Origin of the sequence: Microcoleus sp. B6-A1 (genome assembly GCF_036705085.1) — a bacterium.
In the GTDB taxonomy this organism is placed as follows: domain Bacteria; phylum Cyanobacteriota; class Cyanobacteriia; order Cyanobacteriales; family Microcoleaceae; genus Microcoleus.
In genome coordinates this window covers 1-18,197 of sequence record NZ_JAUBTU010000049.1, presented here as the reverse complement: position 1 = coordinate 18,197, position 18,197 = coordinate 1, and the positions used below count along the sequence as shown (strand labels likewise).

The following is an 18,197-nucleotide window of genomic DNA, read 5'->3' as shown; positions in this document are numbered from 1 at the left end:
CCGTGAAAATCTTGCAAGGTACAACTGAACTCGGCACTACGACAGCGGATGCTTCGGGTAAGTGGAGTTTTACACCTACAAAAACTTTAGCCGATGGCAATTATGCCTTTACTGCCATAGCTACTGACGCAGCAGGTAATATATCTAGTGCTTCGAGTGCAGTTAATCTGATTGTAAATACCGCACCAACTGCCCCACCATCAGTAACGGTAGTACCCTTAGTAACACCAACGGCAACAGTAGAAATTAACACGCCATCAATCAGTCTAATAGATCGTGGAGAACCAACTAATTTCCCACAAAATCAAGTTGTAGATGACCGATATTTACTGGCAGATGATGATGACCGCAGTATCCCACAATCAGCCTTTGGTCAACCGATATTTGCCTTATCAGGTAATGATAATTTGACCGGAAGTGACGGTAATGACACGATTCATGGTAACAAAGGTGCTGATACCATTGATGGTGGTAATGGTAACGATCAATTATTTGGCGGGAAACATTCCGATCAATTATCTGGTGGCAATGGTGATAACGTATTGAGTGGTAATAATGAGAATGACACTCTCACCGGTGGCGAGGGTAATGATACCATAAATGGTGGCAAGGAAAATGATGTCTTACTTGGTGGCAATGGCGATGATGAGGTATGGGGAGATAAAGGATTTGATGTGCTTACAGGTGGCGCAGGAAAGGATAACTTTGTCTTAGACTTTACTGCTATTAATGCTAATGAAGCTGATTTTATTACTGACTTTAGTTCTGAAGATAAAATTAAGTTAGTTGGTGTTAATTACAGTCAATTAACTTTTGAGTCAGTGAATATCATCTTAGATGGATCTGCGGCTGTAGGTTCAACGGCAATTAAATCGGGGGATAACTATTTAGGATTGGTTTACAACGTGAATCAATCTGCTCTGAATAGTGGTTCTTTCTTGTAAAATTCGCAGGAATTATGGCAAGAAACCGGGTTTCTCTAAAAGATGTTTGCTTTCTCAACTAGATATCTACCAGGAAACCCGTTTTCTCGCCTCTTAGAAAAATATCATTCATTTCAATAAAATTTAATTTTTTAGGTAAACTAAAATGACCACTTCTGATACAAAAACGGGTCGGTTGGATAACAATGACTTTCTGTTTCCAGCTAGGTATATCGGCGGCTATACCTGGCTTGATGAATATGACTTAAATACAGATGCAATCGGGCAAGGAATCACACTTGCTCTGGATGCTACAGATCAAAGCAAATTTGACACATTCTTAGAAATTATAGATGCCAATACGGGTAAGGTTCTTGCTGATAATGACGATGAGGGTGGTATTAGTACAAACTCATTGATTGCGCCTGGTCAGCCTTCCCAAAGTGGCGATATATTTGACATTTCAACAATTCCTGATTCTTTGACAATTGACGGCACTACCAAGTACAAAGTGCGCGTCTTTAGCGTAGATTCTGTTACCGACCTATTGTCTACTTATCCCTACACTTTACAGGCCAGCGTTCCTAATGGTAATGTCAGTTTAGTTCCAAGAGGTAGCAACTTTAGCAGCCCTCTAACGGGCAGTACCGTTGCATTAACTGGTAAATTGGAGGTCAACAAAGACTTTACTTTTCCAGGTATAGGTGGTAACACACTTGCTGATGAATTTCTCGTAAGTACATCACTCGACAACGAACCGCTCAAAATTTCCCTTAGCAGTACAACAATAGGCTTTGACCCTTTCGTAGCAGTCATCAGCCCTAAGAATCCCGAAATTTTTGTCTCAGATAATAACAGCGGCGGCGGTTTGAACTCACAGCTTACTGTTCCGCGCGCAGGTATTGATTACAGAATCCGCGTCAGCAGTAACACTACATTTCCCAATTCCACAGCTTCTGCTGCTGATTACAGTTTACAGGTCAGTGTTGCTCAAGGTAGCGTCACATTAACTCCTCGGAGTGGCGAAACTCTGCAATTAGGGCGCGGTGGTGGAAAAGTACCCGACGCTTCCACATTGCCAGATATTTCTAATGGGGGAACATCGCCACAGATTTTCGGTACACCTGTAGATATCGCAACACCGACAATTAATGCCCCCGGCTCAGGCAATCCTACTGGGCAATCAGCAAACACTGTTACGGGTCTATTTTACAACCTCTCAGACAGTAAGGATGATATTTTGCTGTTCTCACTGCCCTCGACGGCTACTGGCAAACAAATCTTAGCCCTATCTGGCAGCGATAAAATTACTGGCACCAGCGGCGCTGATACGGTTAACGGAATGCAAGGAGCCGATACAATTGACGGAGGCGCGGGTAATGACAGTTTATCCGGCGGTAAAGAGTCAGATTCCCTTGAAGGTGGTGCTGGCAACGACCAAATATTAGGCAACAATGACAACGATACTCTTACCGGAGGAGAAGGCAATGATACTATCCGGGGCGGTAAAGAGAAAGATAGCCTGACTGGTGGTGGTGGCGATGACTTTCTCTATGGCGATCGCCATCAAGATTTTCTCACCGGTGGCGATGGAAACGATACATTTGTCTTAGCTGGGGGACAGATAGCAGCGCTCAGTTTAACAGATGCAGATGTGATTACAGACTTCAAGACTGGGGACAAAATTGGTCTCACCGACGGGAGTACATTTGGCGGCCTCTCCTTTGAAAATGTCAGTTTGACTCTGACTGGACAACCTGCTGTCAATTCTATAGCAATTAAAGTTAAAGCCGACTCCAGTTATTTGGGTATCGTTCAAGGGGTAGCGCAAAGCGCTTTGACGGCAAATGCTTTTGTTATTCTGTAGCATGGGCTTTGTCCACTCTATTTGAGTGAAATTAATCGCGATCGCCTTTGAGTTTGAGAGGAGGCGATCGCACTTGTATTCTTCCTGTTCGAGGGGCGATCGCACTCATCACCGTGTGCCAGTTGCGTCCATGACCACGAATTTCAAAGGTGGTACCCGCCACGTGATTTATCCGTGGGATCAATCCAAAATCTAAAATCTAAAATCCTCAAGCCCCCGAATTGATCTCGCGCAAGTCAATCCAAAATCTAAAATCTAAAATCTAAAATCGAATGACTGTCCTCATCTTCCCCACCCCCCCATCTTTTCCATCCCATCATCCTCTTCTGCTCCTCAGCACCTATACTTAAAATTGGGATCTTACAGTTAATTTTTTTAAACCGAATGTTCAGCATTGACATCATTGTGAAAAATACGCCCGTCTCGCTGTCGGTGCAGCGGAAGTTGGAGGAAGACGCTGAGACTGTTTACCAGCAGGTACTGGCGGCGATTCGCAACTCCCAACCGCAAATTTTGGAACTCACCTGCGAGAAAAATCCTGAGAAAAAGGTGGCTGTACTCAGCAGCGAGATTTCTGGGGTGGTGGTTTCTCAGAAATCGGGGGCGTCATCTACAGGCAGATCCCCTGGTTTTGTCTCGATGACAGCAGAATGAGGGCTGGGGGTGTTGGTGCCGATATGAGCCAGTCAGCCGTTGCTGTGCGGGATTTGGGTTTTTGCTGGCCGTCGGGCGATCGAGTGTTGCAAGGTTGCTCTCTGGATGTACCCAAGGGCGAGTTTTGGATGCTTTTGGGCACTAACGGCAGTGGCAAGTCTACGCTGTTGAGGCTGATGGCTGGGCTGCTGCACCCCCAGTCGGGGGAAATTGACCTGAGTGGGCGGGTGGGTTTTGTGTTTCAAAACCCCGATCACCAATTGGTTATGCCGACGGTGGGTGCGGATGTGGCTTTTGGTTTGGTGGAGGAAAAGCTTTCTAACGTTCAGGTGCGGGAGAGGGTGGCGGAGGCTTTGGAGGCTGTGAATTTGCTGGATTTGCAGCGGCGGCCGATTTATGCTTTGAGTGGGGGCCAGAAGCAGCGAATTGCTCTTGCTGGGGCGATCGCCCGTCACTGCGAAATTCTGCTGTTGGATGAACCGACGGCTTTGTTAGATCCAGATTCTCAGTTGGATTTGGTGGCCGCGGTGCAGCGGTTGGTGAAAAATCGCGGGATTACGGCTTTGTGGGTGACTCACCGTTTGGATGAGTTGAATTATTGTGATGGGGCTTTTTTGTTGGAAAAGGGCCAAGTTGTCGATCGCGGAGATCCGGCGCGTTTGAAGCAGCGGTTGATGCAAAGCCAAGATGTTTAGCCCTCAAGCAATTTAAGAATTAAGTCACTTGGCGATTGAAATCGCTTCTACAAAAACGAAGTCTGCCTCCGCAGACTAAAAGCATAGCTGCACGCCAAATTAATCTCGCAATCCTCGATCGCGCAACCAAGCATCTGCCCAAATTGTATCGGCCTCTGACAGCGGTGGTATGACTTCCCAGTTGCGATAATCTATCTTGAGGTCGTAACTTGCTATGTCGTAAATTTGAGTGAATAATTCCTGCAAATTGATTATAGGTTCGGTATCGCCCGATCGCAGTGGCAAAGGAAAGGTAGGCAGCGGGTTCTGCACGTTAAAAGCATACAAATCTGCTCTGGGACGGCGATTTCCCCGACACACCAAAACGCTATAGTGGCTTTCAATGTCATTGCCAATAACTGGCATTTTTTGACCGCGCCGCAATAAATCTATTTCAATTAAATGAGTGCGGCTACCTAAAATTTCTTCTCGCTTTTCTTCGTACATTTGTCGTCCTTTTCCTGTGCGCTTATTGCTAGGCGAGAGGATTTCAATCAGGGTGATTAGTTCTTGGTTTCCTCTTTCTCTAATTTCTAAATAGCCTTCCCGAACCTGGTAGGGCATGGGAATATTTACTGTTAACGGTTGTGTTGGTGGCGCTGCAACGGCTACGTTTGATGTTATTAATTCGGTTGTAGTTCTTGGCTGAATTACGTTTACATCAGGAATGCCAATTGATAAATTGTCGTCAGCGGTTTCATAGATTCTCACTTCCAATGAGACTAAATACTTAGGACGAAGTTGGGGAGACAAAAATCTGAAAATTTCACTAATTAACAAGTGATGTAGGGCTGGCCAGAGTTCGGGATGCTCTAAATACGGGTCCATACCAGGAAAGGGAGATGGCATTGATGTGACTCCTTGACTTAAGTCTATTTACAGTTTAGCAATGTTGTTTTGGGAAAATTAGGGCCGATCGCACTTCCTGTCAAATAGAATAATTCCTATTTGTGGAAGGGCGATTCCCTACGGGATAGCTCCGCTTCACGCACTTTTCAACAATTAAACTTCGAGCGGCAATTGTGTTTGAATTGGAACGCTGTTTTCATCCAACACAGACACCGCATTTACGAACACAATTGTATGCGGGACTGCGGGCATTAAGCGGCGCAGTGCATTGAGGTAAGATTCGGCATCTCTTCGGCGGGCGAAACGGGCGACTGTTAACCGCTGACACTTGGGGAGGTGGCGAATTAGATGCCAAGGTTGAAGTCGATCGCGATATGTCGATTGTTTTGGTATCATAGGAAAATCCTTCCCACTTTTGTGGGTGGTGAATGAAAGGCGATCGCTCTAGATTTCTCAGGTCCGAGGGCGATCGCTTATTTGATAATCACAAGTTTATGATACGTTCGTATCAACTGTCAAGTGCAAGATGGGTCTAATTCGGTTGCGGGTTCGAGAACTAGCTGAGGAGAAGGGTTGGACGCTTAAAGAAGTTTCTGAGCGATCGGGCATTCCTTACAGTACCGTTAGGAGTTATGCCCATTCTCCCAAGCTGGCAACGGTAGATTACACAGCTTTAAACAAAATGGCTCGCGTGTTTGATGTTGCGATCGAAGATTTAGTGGAGATATTGGAAGAGTAGGCTGATTTATCGTTGGGAATATGGGACGAATTAGGCTGCGAGTTCGAGAATTTGCTCAAGAGAAGGGTTGGAATATGACAGAAGTCTCTAAAAGAACAGGTATTCCATATACCACTATCATTACTTATGCCAATTCTCCAGGTATGGCAACTGTAGATTACACAGCTTTGGACAAGATGGCCCGTGCGTTCGATATTGCGATCGAAGATTTAGTTGAGATTTTGGAACAGTAAACTGATTTGTCAGCGAGAAGATGGGGTTAATTCGGTTGCGAGTTCGAGAACTAGCCCAGGAAAAGGGTTGGACGCTGAAAGAAGTCTCTGACAGAACGGGAATTCCCTACAGCACGGTTAAAAAATACGCCCAAGCTCCCAAAATGGCAACGGTGGACTACACGGCTTTGCAGAAACTTGCTGCTGTCTTCGATGTGATGGTGGAAGATTTGGTTGAGGTTTTGGAAAATTAAGCTTAGGACTTACGCACGGGTGGTCAGAAACCGGGTTTTTTCGAGAATAGTTCGTTACAGTCCGCAGATTTGACAAAAAACCCGGTTTCTCTGACGAAGCGCATAAGTCCTGAGCGCATTAATTCGATCGCCACTTCTAGAAATCGCCAAAATCTTCAATCCCTTTCTCGATCGCGAAAAGTGCGATCGGCCCTGCCAGTCTTGATGGTAAGCTGGTGGTTGATGCTAAAAATTGGGCGATCACACTTATCAGATCCTCAATTTCTTTTTCTAAGTTTTCCTGCAACTTTGCTTCTACTTCTAATTCAATTTTTGCTCTAAGTTTTTGCTCAATTTCCCGTTCTAATTTTTGGCGTAATCGATCCTCCTGTGCTTTTTCCCGTTGTTGTTGTTTTTCGCGATCGATTTCAACTCTTTGCTTAATTGCTTCCTCAGCGATGCGAATATTTTCTTCAATGGGTACACCTTCAGGAGTACACATCGGCCCGTACCATGTCGCTTTTGAATCAGGGGGATTGCGGCGACCAAAAAATACCCGAATCGCTTCATCATCATCCCGATGCGATAGGACATAAGCTTTTAATTCGGATCTGCTCATTTCATCAAAGTTCGGTTTCATCCAAAAACCTCCAAAGTCCATTACTAGATACGATTACTTGCAGCTCATCACTTACGAAAATATATACTTCTCTGGTTTGAGCATTAAAACGGAATAGTTGAATATCTCGGTAGTAGCTAGAGAACATCTGGCAGACGCGCAGACAGGCTTGGGCTTGTTCGTCAGTGGGATTAATCGTTCGTTCCTCAATTGTGGCACAAACTTTAGAATATAATATAACTTACGCATAGGAACCCAGAAACCGGGTTTTTTCGAGAAGACTTCTTGACAGTGCAAAGACTCGGTAAAAACCCGGTTTCTTTGTCGGAGTGCGTAAATCCCGATCCCATTAAAAAGAGGTAGCTTGCGATTTTTAGTTGGGTAGGGGCGGGTTTTTGAGATTGTCTATCTGTGTCATAAAGGGTTGAAAAAAACCGCCGCTACAGGTCGATAGAGGATGTCAGATATGTCAGATTTTACGGTTGATTCCCCTACTTCATCTCATATCCAAACAAATTCGGATCGACTTCTCCCAAATTCAAATCAGCCAAACCATACTCGGCCCAACGCCTTTCTACCATCGCCGCCACATCAGGATCGGACTCCAAAACTTCCCCCCATTCGTGATCGGTTTCCGGCGGCATCTTCGTAGTAGCATCAATCCCCATTCTGCCTCCCAAACCAATCTTTTCACTGGCAAAATCTAACGTATCAAAAGGCGTATTCGGCAGAATAAATACATCCCGAACCGGATCGACTTTAGAACTAATTGCCCAAACTACTTGACGCGGGTCGCGAATGTTGATACTTTTATCGACAACAATCACAAACTTAGTGTAAGTAAACTGCGGTAATGCACTCCAAAATGCTAAAGCAGCCCTGCGCGCTTGACCGGGATATGCTTTATCAATCGAGATAATTGCCGCCTTATAACTCAGCGCTTCCATCGGTAAGAAGAAATCGACAATTTCCGATACTTGCTGCCGCAAAATAGGCGTATAAATACGGTTAAGCGCGATCGCCATCATTGCTTCTTCTTTCGGCGGCCGCCCGCTAAATGTGGTCAGATAAATCGGGTCTTTGCGGTGCGTCATGCAGTGGAACCGCACCAACGGCGAATCTTCCACGCCGCCGTAATAACCCATGTGATCGCCGAAGGGCCCGTCGGGCAGAACTTCACCGGGGGTAATCGTTCCTTCTAACACAATTTCCGAGTCCGCTGGTACTTCCAAATCTACCGTTTTGCACTTGGCCAATTGCACGCCGGAACCGCCGTAAAGTCCCGCAAATAACCATTCCGATAAGTCTACAGGAATTGGGGTTGCTGCGGCGAGAATAATCAGGGGATCGACTCCAAGGGCGATCGCAACTTCCAACTTTTTACCAGCCTGCGCCGCTTTCCGCAAGTGTCGCGCGCCCCCCCGCACGGATAACCAGTGTACAGTCATCGTGTTTTTTGACTGCAACTGCAATCGATAAACCCCCACATTCGGCGTACCTGTTTCGCAATCTTTGGTAATTACCAAGCCCAGGGTAATAATTTTGCCCGCATCTCCCGGATAAGGGCGAATCATCGGGATTTTGTTCAAATCCAGCCCTTCTCCCTCAAATACCACTTGCTGACAAGCTGGGAAAAAGTCGCGGCCCGGTTTGGCTTTCACTACGTCGAACAGCACTTTGCCGAATTCTATCGCTTGGGAAATCTTTTTGGGCGGTTTTGGCTGTTGCAGCATTCCCAGTTTTTTGCCGAGCTCTTCTAGTTCGATCGGCTTTTCCATGTTCATCGCCCAGCAAACGCGCTCTTCCGTACCCAACAGGTTGATCGCGACGGGGAAATCTGCCCCTTTGACGTTTTCAAACAGCAATCCAGGGCCGCCTTTTTGCAGCATTTGGTTGGAAATTTCGGCAATTTCGAGGTCGGAATCGACTAAGGCGCTAATCCGGCGCAGTTGTCCCCGTTCTTCGAGTAGTTTTAGGAATCCTCGCAAGTCTCTAGCCATTTTTTTTAAGAATTGTTAACGTTCTTTTGTTATTATGAGCCGATCGACTGCCACAAGTTACTCCTGAACCGCTCAAAAGATACGTATTTAACGAACCGCGAAGACGCCAAGGGCGCGTTCGGCGAAGCCGTTCCCGTTCCCCGCAGGGGTTCGGTGAAGGGTAGGGTAGGAAGACAAAGAAGAAGATAGGTAATGCCTTGTTCGGTTCGGGAGTAGGCTGCATAATGGGTTACATGAAATGTCCAAGATGCGAATCTGACGAAGTTCGTAAAAACGGCCGTCCCAACGGTCGCCAGCGGTATCTTTGCAAAGCTTGCCGCAAACAATTTTTTGAGTCGCCCGGTCCGCAGTCTTTCAGTCGCCCATGCACGGAAACACGGTTAAGCGAAGTTATCCCGCAAGGAATCGAGTCTGCAACCACCACAGAGTCCGGCGGGATTGCGATTTTGCTGTTGGATGCCGAAAATCTGAAACTTAAGGTTAATACAGAACAATTCTTAGCGGGTTTGTGCGACTATCCCCTGCAAGTTAAAATTGCTTTTGCTAACTGGAAAAACCAGAGTACGGGCAAGTTGGATGCTGAACTTTACGATCGCGGTTACGAACTGATTCACGTTCCGGGTGGTGCTAATAGTGCTGATGCTAAAATGATTGCCTTTGGCGCTGCTATTTTATATCGATATCGGGACGTGCGACAAGTTTTTGTCTGTTCTTCGGATGGTTTGTTAAATCATCTTTGCAATCAGTTGCAAAATCAGGGATTGACTGTCTTTCGGGTGCGTCGGCAAAATTCGGTTTTGTCTGTAGAAAACTGTCAGAATGGTGAGAGCAAGCACTATTCTTGCGAAAGGGAAGAGGAAATCCCTAGTTTTGAGGAATTGGCTAATCAAGTTGCAGAGTTGTTGAAGGCTGAACACAAATCTATTGATGAGCGAATCGCTCGTTTTTCTAGTGTGGCTGAGCTTTTTCAAGAGCGCCGTAATGTTGCGTTCAATTCTACAACTTCCCCAGCAGCAGCACTGTCGCAGTCAGCACAAAAGGAAGTTACCCCGGTGCTTGAACCATCTTTGGCGACCGTTGCTGTTCCTCCAAATATTGCAGAGCAAAATTTGCCAGAAATAATACCTGCTGTCAATTCAAATGCTATTGAGTCGCTGGATGTTTTAAAAACTATACTTGTAGAAATAATTGACTCGGCAAAAAATGAGTTGAAAGAGGATGCTATTCCTGTAACAAGAATTAAGAAAGTTTTTTTTGCTAAATATCACTCTCATGCTGATTTAGTTGTAAAAAAAATTTTGGGTAATACTTCTAGTTTAATCAAATTTTTGCAGTCGCAATCAGCTACTTTTAAAATAATATTAATCGGTACCGAACATCAAGTGGGACTCGTTCAAAAACCCTCTGATTCAAAAATTGAATTATCTGCCGCCCTCGAAGCATCGGTAGCAAAAATTGTACTGGCATTAACTGCTGAATCTCCAGGTAGTTACATTCCGATTCCCCAGGTAGCCGGCGAATTTAAAAAGCAATACGGTCAACCAATTACTAAAAAGCTGAAATCGCTGGATTTGGACACCAAATTTGCCGATTTTTTGCAGTCCTGTAAAATATTTAAAGTTAAGAAAAACGGTAAAATTTATGAAGTGGCGATCGCAGTTTCCTAGCTTGTCCCTAAAAGTATGCCCCAACCTCCGGTAGGTCGCCCGCAGCTACCGAAAATCAGTCGAGGGCGATCGAACAGATAAATAATTAAACAAATAATAACTCCTATAACTCTCCCAAGAGCTAATTGTCCAAAATTTAATCTATTATTAACCAAAATTTAATACTAGCTTATTCTTTTATTATTTAATCTATTATTAACCAAAATTTAAAACAAGCTTATTCTTTTATATCCCTTTCCTTTGAGATTTCAGTCTATCCTAGGTCGTAGATTTGCAAAGTCGGCTATTAAGGGAGAGGAGGAATATGAATTTTTTCACAGGACGTTGGCGACGTAGTTTTATAGTGACACTAGCAGCCGCAGCATTTTCGCTAACTTTGATTAGTTCCGCTGTAGCTGCTGTAACACTAAATGGTTCGGGAGCAACTTTCCCCAAACCTCTTTACGATCGCTACTTCTCTCAAATGAGAAGTGCAAATCAAATTACTGTAAACTACCAAGGAACTGGTAGCGGTGCTGGCATCAAAGCATTAATTACAGGGACTGTTGATTTCGCAGGCAGCGACGCGCTGATGACTGCTGCACAAATAGCCGAAGTAAAGCGGGGTGTAATAGCTGTTCCCACGGCTGGCGGCGCTGTTGCAGTTGTTTACAACTTGCCCGGAGTGACCAATCTGAGGCTAAATAAGGATGCCATGAACGGCATCTTTGAAGGCAAGATTACTCGCTGGAACGATGCGAAAATAGCCGGAATTTCTGGACAAGCTAAAAACTTGCCAAATACTGCGATTCGAGTAGCTGTACGGGCAGACAGCAGCGGTACTAGCTTTATTTTTGCTAACCACTTGCAGGCAACTGGTAGCACCATCAAAGCTGCCGCTCAGCCGAGTTGGCCAGGAAGCCCTGTCAGTGGTCCAGGAAACCCCGGCGTAGCTGCTTTGGTGAAGAATACAGCGGGTGCGATCGGCTACGTTCAAGATACGTTTGCTCGGCAAAACAATCTCCAAACAGCATTTATTCAAAATAAAGCTGGCCGGTTTGTAGAGCCTAGCTTGGCTGAAGCAGAGAAAGCTTTAGCAGGGGAAACATTCCCCGCAGATTTCCGCTTAGTAGAAGGCAATCCTAACGACGGTTATCCGATTGTTGGTTTGACTTGGCTGTTAATCTACAAACAGTATCCTGCTGCCAAAGCAGAGGCTATTAAAAAGATGGTTAATTGGGTGATGACTACAGGTCAAGGTATCAACAAACAGCTAGAGTTTACTAGCATTCCTTCAGCTACAGCTCAAAAGGTGGTTCAAGCAGTTAATCAGACTGTGGTTGCTAGAGGTTAATTGGGGCGATCGCACGAGGTTATGAGTGGACGAGTTAAATGTATGACTCAAAACTCATAAGTCATCAGGTTAATGTGCGCTAAATTTACTATGTAAGGTTCGCGTTGCACCATTAGGAACCCGGTGTGCAGCGCGCACTCAGCCCATTAGAATTACTCGTCGTTCAAGCAAATATTTCACTTTTTAGGCAATAATTCTGGTATGACCAAGCCTTCAAAAAAAACTCAAAAATTGACTCGCAAATCTGCAGAAATAAACACAGAAGTAGATTTGACAGATACTGCTGGTGAAGGTCTATGGATGGAGTCAGGATTTACACTATTTGTATGGGGTTTTGCCCTAGCGACAGCGGGCATTTTGTTTTGGATGAGTGCGGTAATTTTTAAAGAGGCTTGGCCTGCTATTAGCAATTTTGGACTCTCCTTTTTGTGGAATCCCAAGTGGGATATCGGCGAGTTGCAGTTTGGGGCTTTGCCGTTTATTTACGGTACTGTAATTAGTTCTGCGATCGGCATAATTATCGCACTTCCTTTAGGGCTGTCAGTAGCTATAGTTACTAGCGAGAACTTCTTACCCGTTTGGGTGCGATCGCCCTTGGGATTCATGGTTGAATTAATCTCGGCTATTCCCAGCGTAATAGTTGGCCTTTGGGGAATCTTTGTTTTGATTCCCTTCTTGTTGCCCTTGCAGCAGTCATTGTTCGATAATTTCAGTTGGTTTCCCTTGTTCAGCAGCGAACCTTTAGGCCCCGGAATGCTGCCCGCTGGAATACTTTTATCAATTATGATTTTGCCAACAGTAGCCGCCATCAGTCGCGATGTATTGATGTCAGTTCCAGTCGATTTGCGAAGTGCTTCGATGTCCCTCGGTGCCACCCGCTGGGAAACAATATTTAAGCTGTTATTACCAGCGGCTAGTTCAGGAATTATCGGCGCAACCATATTAGCATTGGGACGCGCATTAGGCGAAACAATGGCCGTCACAATGGTAATTGGCAACTCGATTCAAATTAACCCATCCCTGCTCGCTCCCAGCTACTCAATTCCTGCTGTTTTGGCAAGTCAATTTCGCGAAGCTATCGAACCGCTGCACACCGGCGCTTTGATGTATTTAGCCCTAATTCTATTTGTGATCACTTTGTTGGTAAATGCGATCGCAGTATTGTTAGTTCAGCTAATTGGGGCCAAGGGAGCTAAAACTTAACATCATCGAAAGCAATTTGGTCACAAGCCGCGCCGCCAGATTTATCCCCTGGTTCAATCTAAAATCTCAAATCTAAAATCCCATGGCTCAAGCACAAAAATTAGATAGTATTCTGGATGCAGAAATCACCAACCCCCTGTCGCTAAGTCGAACTTTTTTCAGCCGGGGAATGACAGTTATCGCTTTCGCTCTGACAGCTCTGGCCCTGCTCCCTTTGTTTGCTATTTTGTACAAAATATTGGGGGAAGGACTTACACATTTGAGCTGGGAAGTGCTAGTATCTCTGCCCGCACCCGTCGGAGTTGAAGACCAGCCCAACGGCTTTGCCAATGCGATTCTCGGCACTGCTTTAATGGTGGGAATTGCGACATTAATCAGCGTGCCTATCGGCGTAATGACCGGAATATTTTTGTCTGAGTTTGGTAGAGAAAACAAAGCGATGGCTAATAGTATTCGCTTTATCACCGTCATTCTTAGCAGCGTTCCCTCCATCGTAGTTGGCGTCTTTTCCTACGCCCTAATTGTCGTTACCACCAAAGCATTTTCATCATTAGCAGGCGGTTTTGCCCTCGGCATCATCATGCTTCCAGTTGTTGCTCTGACAACAGAACAAGCATTAAAATTAGTGCCTACTTCTTACCGCCTCGCTTCTGCTGGTTTGGGAGGCGGACGCTTTCAAACTATGTTTCGCATTATCATACCCTCAGCACTTCCAACTATTACCACAGGTATTTTACTCGCTGCTTCCCGGGCCGCCGGCGAAACCGCCCCGCTGATTGTAACTGCCTTGTCGAGTCAATTTTGGCCTCCTTTAGTTGATAAATTGGGCGAAATAATGCAGTCTCCCATAGGTGCAGAAACCATTTCAAAACTAAAAGAAATTCCCGAAACACTGCTGACCCCGACTCCTTCTATGTCGGTATTAATATATAGCTACGCCAGCTCTCCTTACAAGGAGCAGAACGAATTGGCGTGGACTGCTGCCTCTGTCCTTTTGGGCATGGTTTTGATTGCTAGCGTCGCATCCCGTACAGTAACTCGGAAACGCTTGCAAAACCGATAAATCAATAACTAAAGTGCATCTCTCAGTCAAATATTAACAATATAACCAGCCAAATAATGAAACCTAAAGCTAACTTGAACTCCGAAAACTATACAGCTCAATTCCTAGACGATGCCACCCCGGAAATAGACCCCAATGCAATGCCAGCACTGCGGATTCAGGACTTGAGTTTTTATTACGGAACGCACAAAGTATTAGAAAATTTATCAATGAATATCCCTCACCCGCAAATTACGGCGATTATTGGCCCTTCAGGTTGCGGCAAATCTACGTTTCTCAAAGCTCTCAACCGGATTGGTGAATTGGAGGGGAAAGTTAAAATTAAAGGAAGAGTAGAGTTTTTTGGACAGGATATTTACAGCCCGAAAGTAAACATTAATAGTTTGCGTCGGCAAATTGGGATGGTGTTTCAAAGACCGAATCCGTTTCCACTGAGCATCTACGATAATATTGCTTACGGCGTGAGGATTTTTGGTCGCAAAAGCAAAGCAGAATTAGATGAAATTGTGGAATCTGCACTTAAAAGTGCGGCGCTTTGGAATGAAGTCAAAGACGATTTGAATAAATCGGCTCAGGGGATTTCGGGGGGACAGCAGCAGCGACTTTGTATTGCTCGCGCTTTGGCTGTGAAGCCAAAAATTTTGCTGATGGATGAACCTTGTTCTGCTCTCGATCCGATTTCAACCATGAAGATTGAGGAGTTATTTCAGACTCTGCGCCAGCAGTTAACTGTTGTGATTGTTACGCATAATATGCAGCAGGCGGCTCGCGTTTCTGATTACACGGCTTTCTTTAATACTGATGAAAGCCGCATCGGTCACATGGTGGAATTTGGCCCGACCAGTAAAATTTTTACTTCTGCGGGCAATTCCAGTACGAGAGATTACATTCAAGGCCGTTTCGGTTAATACTTACATCTTGAGCCTCTTTCAGAACAGGCAAGATGCCTGTTCCACAACAGACAAATATTTTTGTGCAGGCATCTTGCCTGCTATAGTTATGTTTTCAGAACAGGCAAGATGCCTGTTCCACAACAGGCAAGACAAATATTTTTGTGGAGCAGGCATCTTGCCTGCTATAGTTATGTCTTCAGGACAGGCAAGATGCCTGTTCCACAACCGATCAACATTTTTGTGAAGCTGGCATTTTGCCTGCTATATTTATGTATTCACCACTTCTTAAGCGAGAGTTAGGTGTTTTTGGCGCAACTCTCATGGGGCTGGGTTCGATTCTTGGCACGGGAGTATTTGTGAGTATCGGGATTGCTGCGGAAGTTGCTGGGCCAGGAGTGATTTTGGCTGTGGGTATTGCAGCGTTTGTTGCTGTGTGCAATGGCCTTAACAGCGCTCAATTAGCGGCAAATCATCCTGTTAGCGGTGGTACTTATGAATATGGCTACAAATATCTCAATCCTTGGCTGGGTTTCACTGCCGGCTGGATGTTTCTGTTGGCGAAAACGGCTTCTGCGGCTACTGCTGCTTTAGGTTTTGCAGGGTATTTTTTGAATGCAATTGGTGTAGCCGATCGCACTTACTTGATCCTAACAGCTTTAGTCGCCCTCGCCGCCATCACTTTAATTGTCTTAACGGGAATTAGGCGATCGAATATTGCCAATACTGCCATAGTCTCAGTTACACTTCTATCCTTAGCGGTGTTTGTTGCTGTAGGTTTGCCAGAGGTAAAGTGGGAAATGGCCACCTTACAGAATAATAGCTCGATCGGCTCCATCCTGCAGGCCACCGCCCTGATGTTTGTCGCTTATAGCGGTTACGCCCGCATCACCACAATGAGCGAGGAAGTGCGGGAACCGAGAGAAACCATTCCCAAAGCCATAATTTTCACTTTGGTGCTGACAATGCTGCTTTACGTGGGGGTAGCAATAGTTGTCGCCGGCGCGGGGGGAGCCGATAAATTGTCTTTACAACCAGGCGGCACGACTGCACCCTTGGAAGTCATCGCCCGCAGTTTCCCAATTCCGGGAGTTTCTCAACTGCTAGCCGTCGGCGCAATTACCGCTATGTTGGGAGTTTTGCTGAACTTAATTTTAGGGCTGTCGCGCATCTGGCTGGCGATGGGGCGGCGCTTGGATATGCCGAGAGTCTTGGCGCGGCTAAATCCTTCGGGAACAACTCCCTACGTGGCTGTGGTGGTTGTGGAAGTTTCGATCGCACTTTTAATCCTCGTCGGCGATGTCAAAACCACTTGGTCATTTAGCGCTTTTAGCGTTTTAATTTACTACGCTATCACCAACCTCGCCGCGCTGCAACTTTCCCCCGCCGAAAGGCTTTATCCGCAGTGGTTGGCTTGGGTGGGTTTGGGGAATTGTCTGTTTCTGGCTTTCTGGGTGGAGAGGGAAATTTGGCTGACAGGATTGGCATTAATTGCCGCCGGTTTAATTTGGCGCGCGATCGTCCGACTCCCGGCGAGAAACTAGAAGTGTGATAAATTGAAACAGCATCCCGCATTGTAGAGGGCCATGCCCGATCGAACTCCCGAGCTTGCGACTCAAGAATCTCCCGCATTCACCGCCATCAGTCGCTATATAGCTCAAACCCTAATTACCATTCAGGAACGGCATCCCGAATGGATAGCTGAAAAATACAGGAAAACCCCCTGGGCCAAACCTGATTTTCAGTCAGTTTTGATTGGAAAATTGACAAAAAGTTTCACAGTAGCCAGCGATACAGATTCCCTGCTGCTGACTGCGAAAAAATACCTACAAATTCTGCTGATTCCAGAATTCGTTAATTCACCTCAATTCAGCAAATTATCTGCCAAAATTCAGCAGCTAGCCCAATCTCAAACACTACCAGCTAAATCAGAAAACTCAGTTTCCTCAGAACCTCCAACTCCAACAGCCAATCAACCAGCCCCGCTTCCTCTCGGCATTGCTATCTTGCTGCTAGATGTCGAAAACTTGCAACTCAACATCGAAACCGAAAAATTCCTAGAGGGAATTTGCCACTATCCCATCCAAATCAAAGTTGCCTTTGCCAATTGGCGCAGCATGGGCAAGAAAGATGCCGAATTTCACCAGCGCGGCTATCAACTAATTCACGTCCCCCCCGGCAAAGACAGCGCCGACTTAAAAATGGCTACAGTCGGCGCATCGATTTTCGTACATTATCCCACAGCCAAAGAGATTTTTGTCTGTTCGTCCGATCGCGCCCTCACTCACCTCAGCAACACACTGCAAGCCCACGGACTAACCGTATTTCAAGTCCGCAAACAAATAGATAAAATCCTAGTTTTAAACAGCAAAACCGGACAAATGGAAACCCATTCCCTTGTAACCATACCGGAAATTACACCCCTAGAACAATTAGTTATTCAGCTCAAAGAATTAATCAAAAAAGAGCAAAAACGCACCTCAACTCAGTGGATCAAAGTTTCTACTGTTTCAGCTTTATTTAGGGAAAATTACGGATTAGTCCTCAATCAAGTTGTTTCTCATCATTTGCTCGGTACTAAAACCCGCGATATCTTTCTGAAATATCCCACCGAGTTTGTCCTCCACAAACCCTCAGAAACTTCTCAAACTTATGTCACTCTTTTTGAAGTGAGATTATCGCCTCCACCGCCAATACTTAACCAAGAAAATCTGAATAACCACCAGGCAGCACCTGCCACCTTGACAGATATTAATTCTCTGGAAGACTTGGAAAGAGCTCTTGTCAAAATCGTTGGCGACTTAACCGGCAACTCTCCTGAAAATTCTGTATTTCTCTCAAATGTTGGCAGTGAATTTCACCGACAATACGGCAAACAAATTACCCAAATAATTAAAGATTTTAATCTCGGTAGGAAATTTACTAAATTTTTGCAATCCTGCGCTTCTCTCCAGCTAAAAAAAGCCGAAAAAGGCTGGCAAGTTTCCCTCAATTAATTAAAAATTAAAATATATAGCCTTTCTCAGTAACATGAGGTGTTCTTGGGCATTGACCAAACAGGGGATTGGCCAAACAGGAAGAGTACCTTACTTTCCTGAGAACCCCTATGTAAACGTCCAATTACAACTCACATCTTGCACCATTCTCAGGAACAGGCTTTTCGGCCTGTTCCACAAAGAGTGAATTTTCTTGTGGAACAGGCCGAAAAGCC

General features: G+C 45.4%; 20 protein-coding genes. 14 read left to right on the top strand and 6 right to left on the bottom strand.

The features are described 5' to 3' along the window. Together QUB11_RS18605 and QUB11_RS18600 are read left to right on the top strand one after the other, a co-directional pair. Positions 1–944: Ig-like domain-containing protein (locus QUB11_RS18605; protein WP_333256197.1), on the top strand; the 944-nt coding region annotated here is incomplete at its 5' end. Between the two features lie 145 nt (positions 945–1,089). Continuing rightward, positions 1,090–2,790: a calcium-binding protein gene (locus QUB11_RS18600; RefSeq protein ID WP_333198550.1), complete on the top strand. Its 1,701-nt coding sequence runs from the start codon at positions 1,090–1,092 to the stop codon at positions 2,788–2,790. Between the two features lie 31 nt (positions 2,791–2,821). On the opposite strand, the gene QUB11_RS18595 is transcribed toward QUB11_RS18600, so the two are convergent. Then, complete coding sequence (locus QUB11_RS18595; protein WP_333102243.1) at positions 2,822–2,953, bottom strand: hypothetical protein; 132 nt, start codon at positions 2,951–2,953, stop codon at positions 2,822–2,824. Positions 2,954–3,174: 221 nt separating this feature from the next. On the opposite strand from QUB11_RS18595, the gene QUB11_RS18590 reads away from it, so the two are divergent. Beyond that, positions 3,175–3,444 carry a hypothetical protein gene (locus QUB11_RS18590; RefSeq protein WP_190663726.1) on the top strand — a complete coding sequence of 90 codons (270 nt, stop codon included), beginning with the start codon at positions 3,175–3,177 and terminating at the stop codon, positions 3,442–3,444. Positions 3,445–3,467: 23 nt separating this feature from the next. Next, positions 3,468–4,139, top strand: coding sequence for an ABC transporter ATP-binding protein (locus QUB11_RS18585; protein WP_333171476.1), 672 nt, complete (start codon positions 3,468–3,470; stop codon positions 4,137–4,139). A gap of 99 nt (positions 4,140–4,238) precedes the next feature. On the opposite strand, the gene QUB11_RS18580 is transcribed toward QUB11_RS18585, so the two are convergent. Both QUB11_RS18580 and QUB11_RS18575 read right to left on the bottom strand, forming a co-directional pair. Further along, on the bottom strand, positions 4,239–5,027 hold the full coding sequence (locus tag QUB11_RS18580; RefSeq protein WP_333198553.1) for a DUF4058 family protein: 789 nt from the start codon (positions 5,025–5,027) through the stop codon (positions 4,239–4,241). Between the two features lie 153 nt (positions 5,028–5,180). Further along, positions 5,181–5,423 carry a hypothetical protein gene (locus QUB11_RS18575; RefSeq protein ID WP_333198555.1) on the bottom strand — a complete coding sequence of 81 codons (243 nt, stop codon included), beginning with the start codon at positions 5,421–5,423 and terminating at the stop codon, positions 5,181–5,183. 130 nt (positions 5,424–5,553) lie between these two features. Here QUB11_RS18575 and QUB11_RS18570 point away from each other — a divergent pair, with 130 nt between their 5' ends. Genes QUB11_RS18570 through QUB11_RS18560 form a run of 3 tightly spaced genes read left to right on the top strand, consistent with a single transcriptional unit; the run spans position 5,554 to position 6,232 of the window. Then, positions 5,554–5,766 carry a helix-turn-helix transcriptional regulator gene (locus QUB11_RS18570; protein WP_333198557.1) on the top strand — a complete coding sequence of 71 codons (213 nt, stop codon included), beginning with the start codon at positions 5,554–5,556 and terminating at the stop codon, positions 5,764–5,766. A gap of 20 nt (positions 5,767–5,786) precedes the next feature. Next, a complete protein-coding gene (locus QUB11_RS18565) occupies positions 5,787–5,999 on the top strand; it encodes a helix-turn-helix transcriptional regulator (protein WP_333198559.1) in 213 nt (70 codons plus the stop codon). Positions 6,000–6,019: 20 nt separating this feature from the next. Continuing rightward, positions 6,020–6,232, top strand: a complete 213-nt coding sequence (locus QUB11_RS18560; RefSeq protein WP_333198561.1) for a helix-turn-helix transcriptional regulator — start codon at positions 6,020–6,022, stop codon at positions 6,230–6,232. 136 nt (positions 6,233–6,368) lie between these two features. Here QUB11_RS18560 and QUB11_RS18555 read toward each other — a convergent pair whose 3' ends face one another. From QUB11_RS18555 to QUB11_RS18550, 3 genes are all read right to left on the bottom strand, one after another. After that, entirely contained in the window at positions 6,369–6,851 is a 483-nt protein-coding gene (locus QUB11_RS18555; protein ID WP_333391343.1) for a DUF6887 family protein, read from the bottom strand. Continuing rightward, the gene (locus QUB11_RS31325) at positions 6,835–7,026 is read right to left on the bottom strand and encodes a DUF6888 family protein (RefSeq protein ID WP_445300859.1); all 192 of its coding nucleotides are present in this window, start codon (positions 7,024–7,026) and stop codon (positions 6,835–6,837) included. Before QUB11_RS31325 ends, QUB11_RS18555 begins: the two co-directional genes overlap by 17 nt. Positions 7,027–7,321: 295 nt before the next feature. Beyond that, positions 7,322–8,830 (bottom strand): UbiD family decarboxylase, encoded by a 1,509-nt coding sequence (locus tag QUB11_RS18550; RefSeq protein WP_333391341.1) that lies wholly within the window; start codon positions 8,828–8,830, stop codon positions 7,322–7,324. A 233-nt stretch (positions 8,831–9,063) separates the two neighbouring features. On the opposite strand from QUB11_RS18550, the gene QUB11_RS18540 reads away from it, so the two are divergent. From QUB11_RS18540 to QUB11_RS18510, 7 genes are all read left to right on the top strand, one after another. Further along, positions 9,064–10,497, top strand: a complete 1,434-nt coding sequence (locus QUB11_RS18540) for an IS1/IS1595 family N-terminal zinc-binding domain-containing protein (protein ID WP_445300858.1) — start codon at positions 9,064–9,066, stop codon at positions 10,495–10,497. A gap of 304 nt (positions 10,498–10,801) precedes the next feature. Next, a complete protein-coding gene (gene pstS, locus QUB11_RS18535) occupies positions 10,802–11,830 on the top strand; it encodes a phosphate ABC transporter substrate-binding protein PstS (RefSeq protein ID WP_333391339.1) in 1,029 nt (342 codons plus the stop codon). A 201-nt stretch (positions 11,831–12,031) separates the two neighbouring features. After that, positions 12,032–13,033, top strand: coding sequence for a phosphate ABC transporter permease subunit PstC (pstC, locus tag QUB11_RS18530; protein WP_333391338.1), 1,002 nt, complete (start codon positions 12,032–12,034; stop codon positions 13,031–13,033). An 82-nt stretch (positions 13,034–13,115) separates the two neighbouring features. Further along, on the top strand, positions 13,116–14,096 hold the full coding sequence (gene pstA, locus QUB11_RS18525; RefSeq protein ID WP_333391336.1) for a phosphate ABC transporter permease PstA: 981 nt from the start codon (positions 13,116–13,118) through the stop codon (positions 14,094–14,096). A 56-nt stretch (positions 14,097–14,152) separates the two neighbouring features. Beyond that, the gene (gene pstB, locus QUB11_RS18520; protein WP_333085144.1) at positions 14,153–15,004 is read left to right on the top strand and encodes a phosphate ABC transporter ATP-binding protein PstB; all 852 of its coding nucleotides are present in this window, start codon (positions 14,153–14,155) and stop codon (positions 15,002–15,004) included. Positions 15,005–15,258: 254 nt separating this feature from the next. Further along, positions 15,259–16,530, top strand: coding sequence for an APC family permease (locus QUB11_RS18515; protein ID WP_333391335.1), 1,272 nt, complete (start codon positions 15,259–15,261; stop codon positions 16,528–16,530). Between the two features lie 42 nt (positions 16,531–16,572). After that, entirely contained in the window at positions 16,573–17,982 is a 1,410-nt protein-coding gene (locus QUB11_RS18510) for an NYN domain-containing protein (RefSeq protein ID WP_333198576.1), read from the top strand. Positions 17,983–18,197 lie beyond the last annotated feature (215 nt).

Coding starts and splice junctions, on each gene's coding strand:
- QUB11_RS18510 (WP_333198576.1), top strand. CDS start 16,573: ATGCCCGATCGAACTCCCGAGCTTGCGACTCAAGAATCTCCCGCATTC.
- QUB11_RS18515 (WP_333391335.1), top strand. CDS start 15,259: ATGTATTCACCACTTCTTAAGCGAGAGTTAGGTGTTTTTGGCGCAACT.
- QUB11_RS18540 (WP_445300858.1), top strand. CDS start 9,064: ATGAAATGTCCAAGATGCGAATCTGACGAAGTTCGTAAAAACGGCCGT.
- pstB (WP_333085144.1), top strand. CDS start 14,153: ATGAAACCTAAAGCTAACTTGAACTCCGAAAACTATACAGCTCAATTC.
- QUB11_RS18600 (WP_333198550.1), top strand. CDS start 1,090: ATGACCACTTCTGATACAAAAACGGGTCGGTTGGATAACAATGACTTT.
- pstS (WP_333391339.1), top strand. CDS start 10,802: ATGAATTTTTTCACAGGACGTTGGCGACGTAGTTTTATAGTGACACTA.
- QUB11_RS18575 (WP_333198555.1), bottom strand. CDS start 5,423: ATGATACCAAAACAATCGACATATCGCGATCGACTTCAACCTTGGCAT.
- QUB11_RS18550 (WP_333391341.1), bottom strand. CDS start 8,830: ATGGCTAGAGACTTGCGAGGATTCCTAAAACTACTCGAAGAACGGGGA.
- pstA (WP_333391336.1), top strand. CDS start 13,116: ATGGCTCAAGCACAAAAATTAGATAGTATTCTGGATGCAGAAATCACC.
- QUB11_RS18585 (WP_333171476.1), top strand. CDS start 3,468: ATGAGCCAGTCAGCCGTTGCTGTGCGGGATTTGGGTTTTTGCTGGCCG.
- QUB11_RS18565 (WP_333198559.1), top strand. CDS start 5,787: ATGGGACGAATTAGGCTGCGAGTTCGAGAATTTGCTCAAGAGAAGGGT.
- QUB11_RS18570 (WP_333198557.1), top strand. CDS start 5,554: ATGGGTCTAATTCGGTTGCGGGTTCGAGAACTAGCTGAGGAGAAGGGT.
- QUB11_RS18555 (WP_333391343.1), bottom strand. CDS start 6,851: ATGAAACCGAACTTTGATGAAATGAGCAGATCCGAATTAAAAGCTTAT.
- pstC (WP_333391338.1), top strand. CDS start 12,032: ATGACCAAGCCTTCAAAAAAAACTCAAAAATTGACTCGCAAATCTGCA.
- QUB11_RS18580 (WP_333198553.1), bottom strand. CDS start 5,027: ATGCCATCTCCCTTTCCTGGTATGGACCCGTATTTAGAGCATCCCGAA.
- QUB11_RS18590 (WP_190663726.1), top strand. CDS start 3,175: ATGTTCAGCATTGACATCATTGTGAAAAATACGCCCGTCTCGCTGTCG.
- QUB11_RS18560 (WP_333198561.1), top strand. CDS start 6,020: ATGGGGTTAATTCGGTTGCGAGTTCGAGAACTAGCCCAGGAAAAGGGT.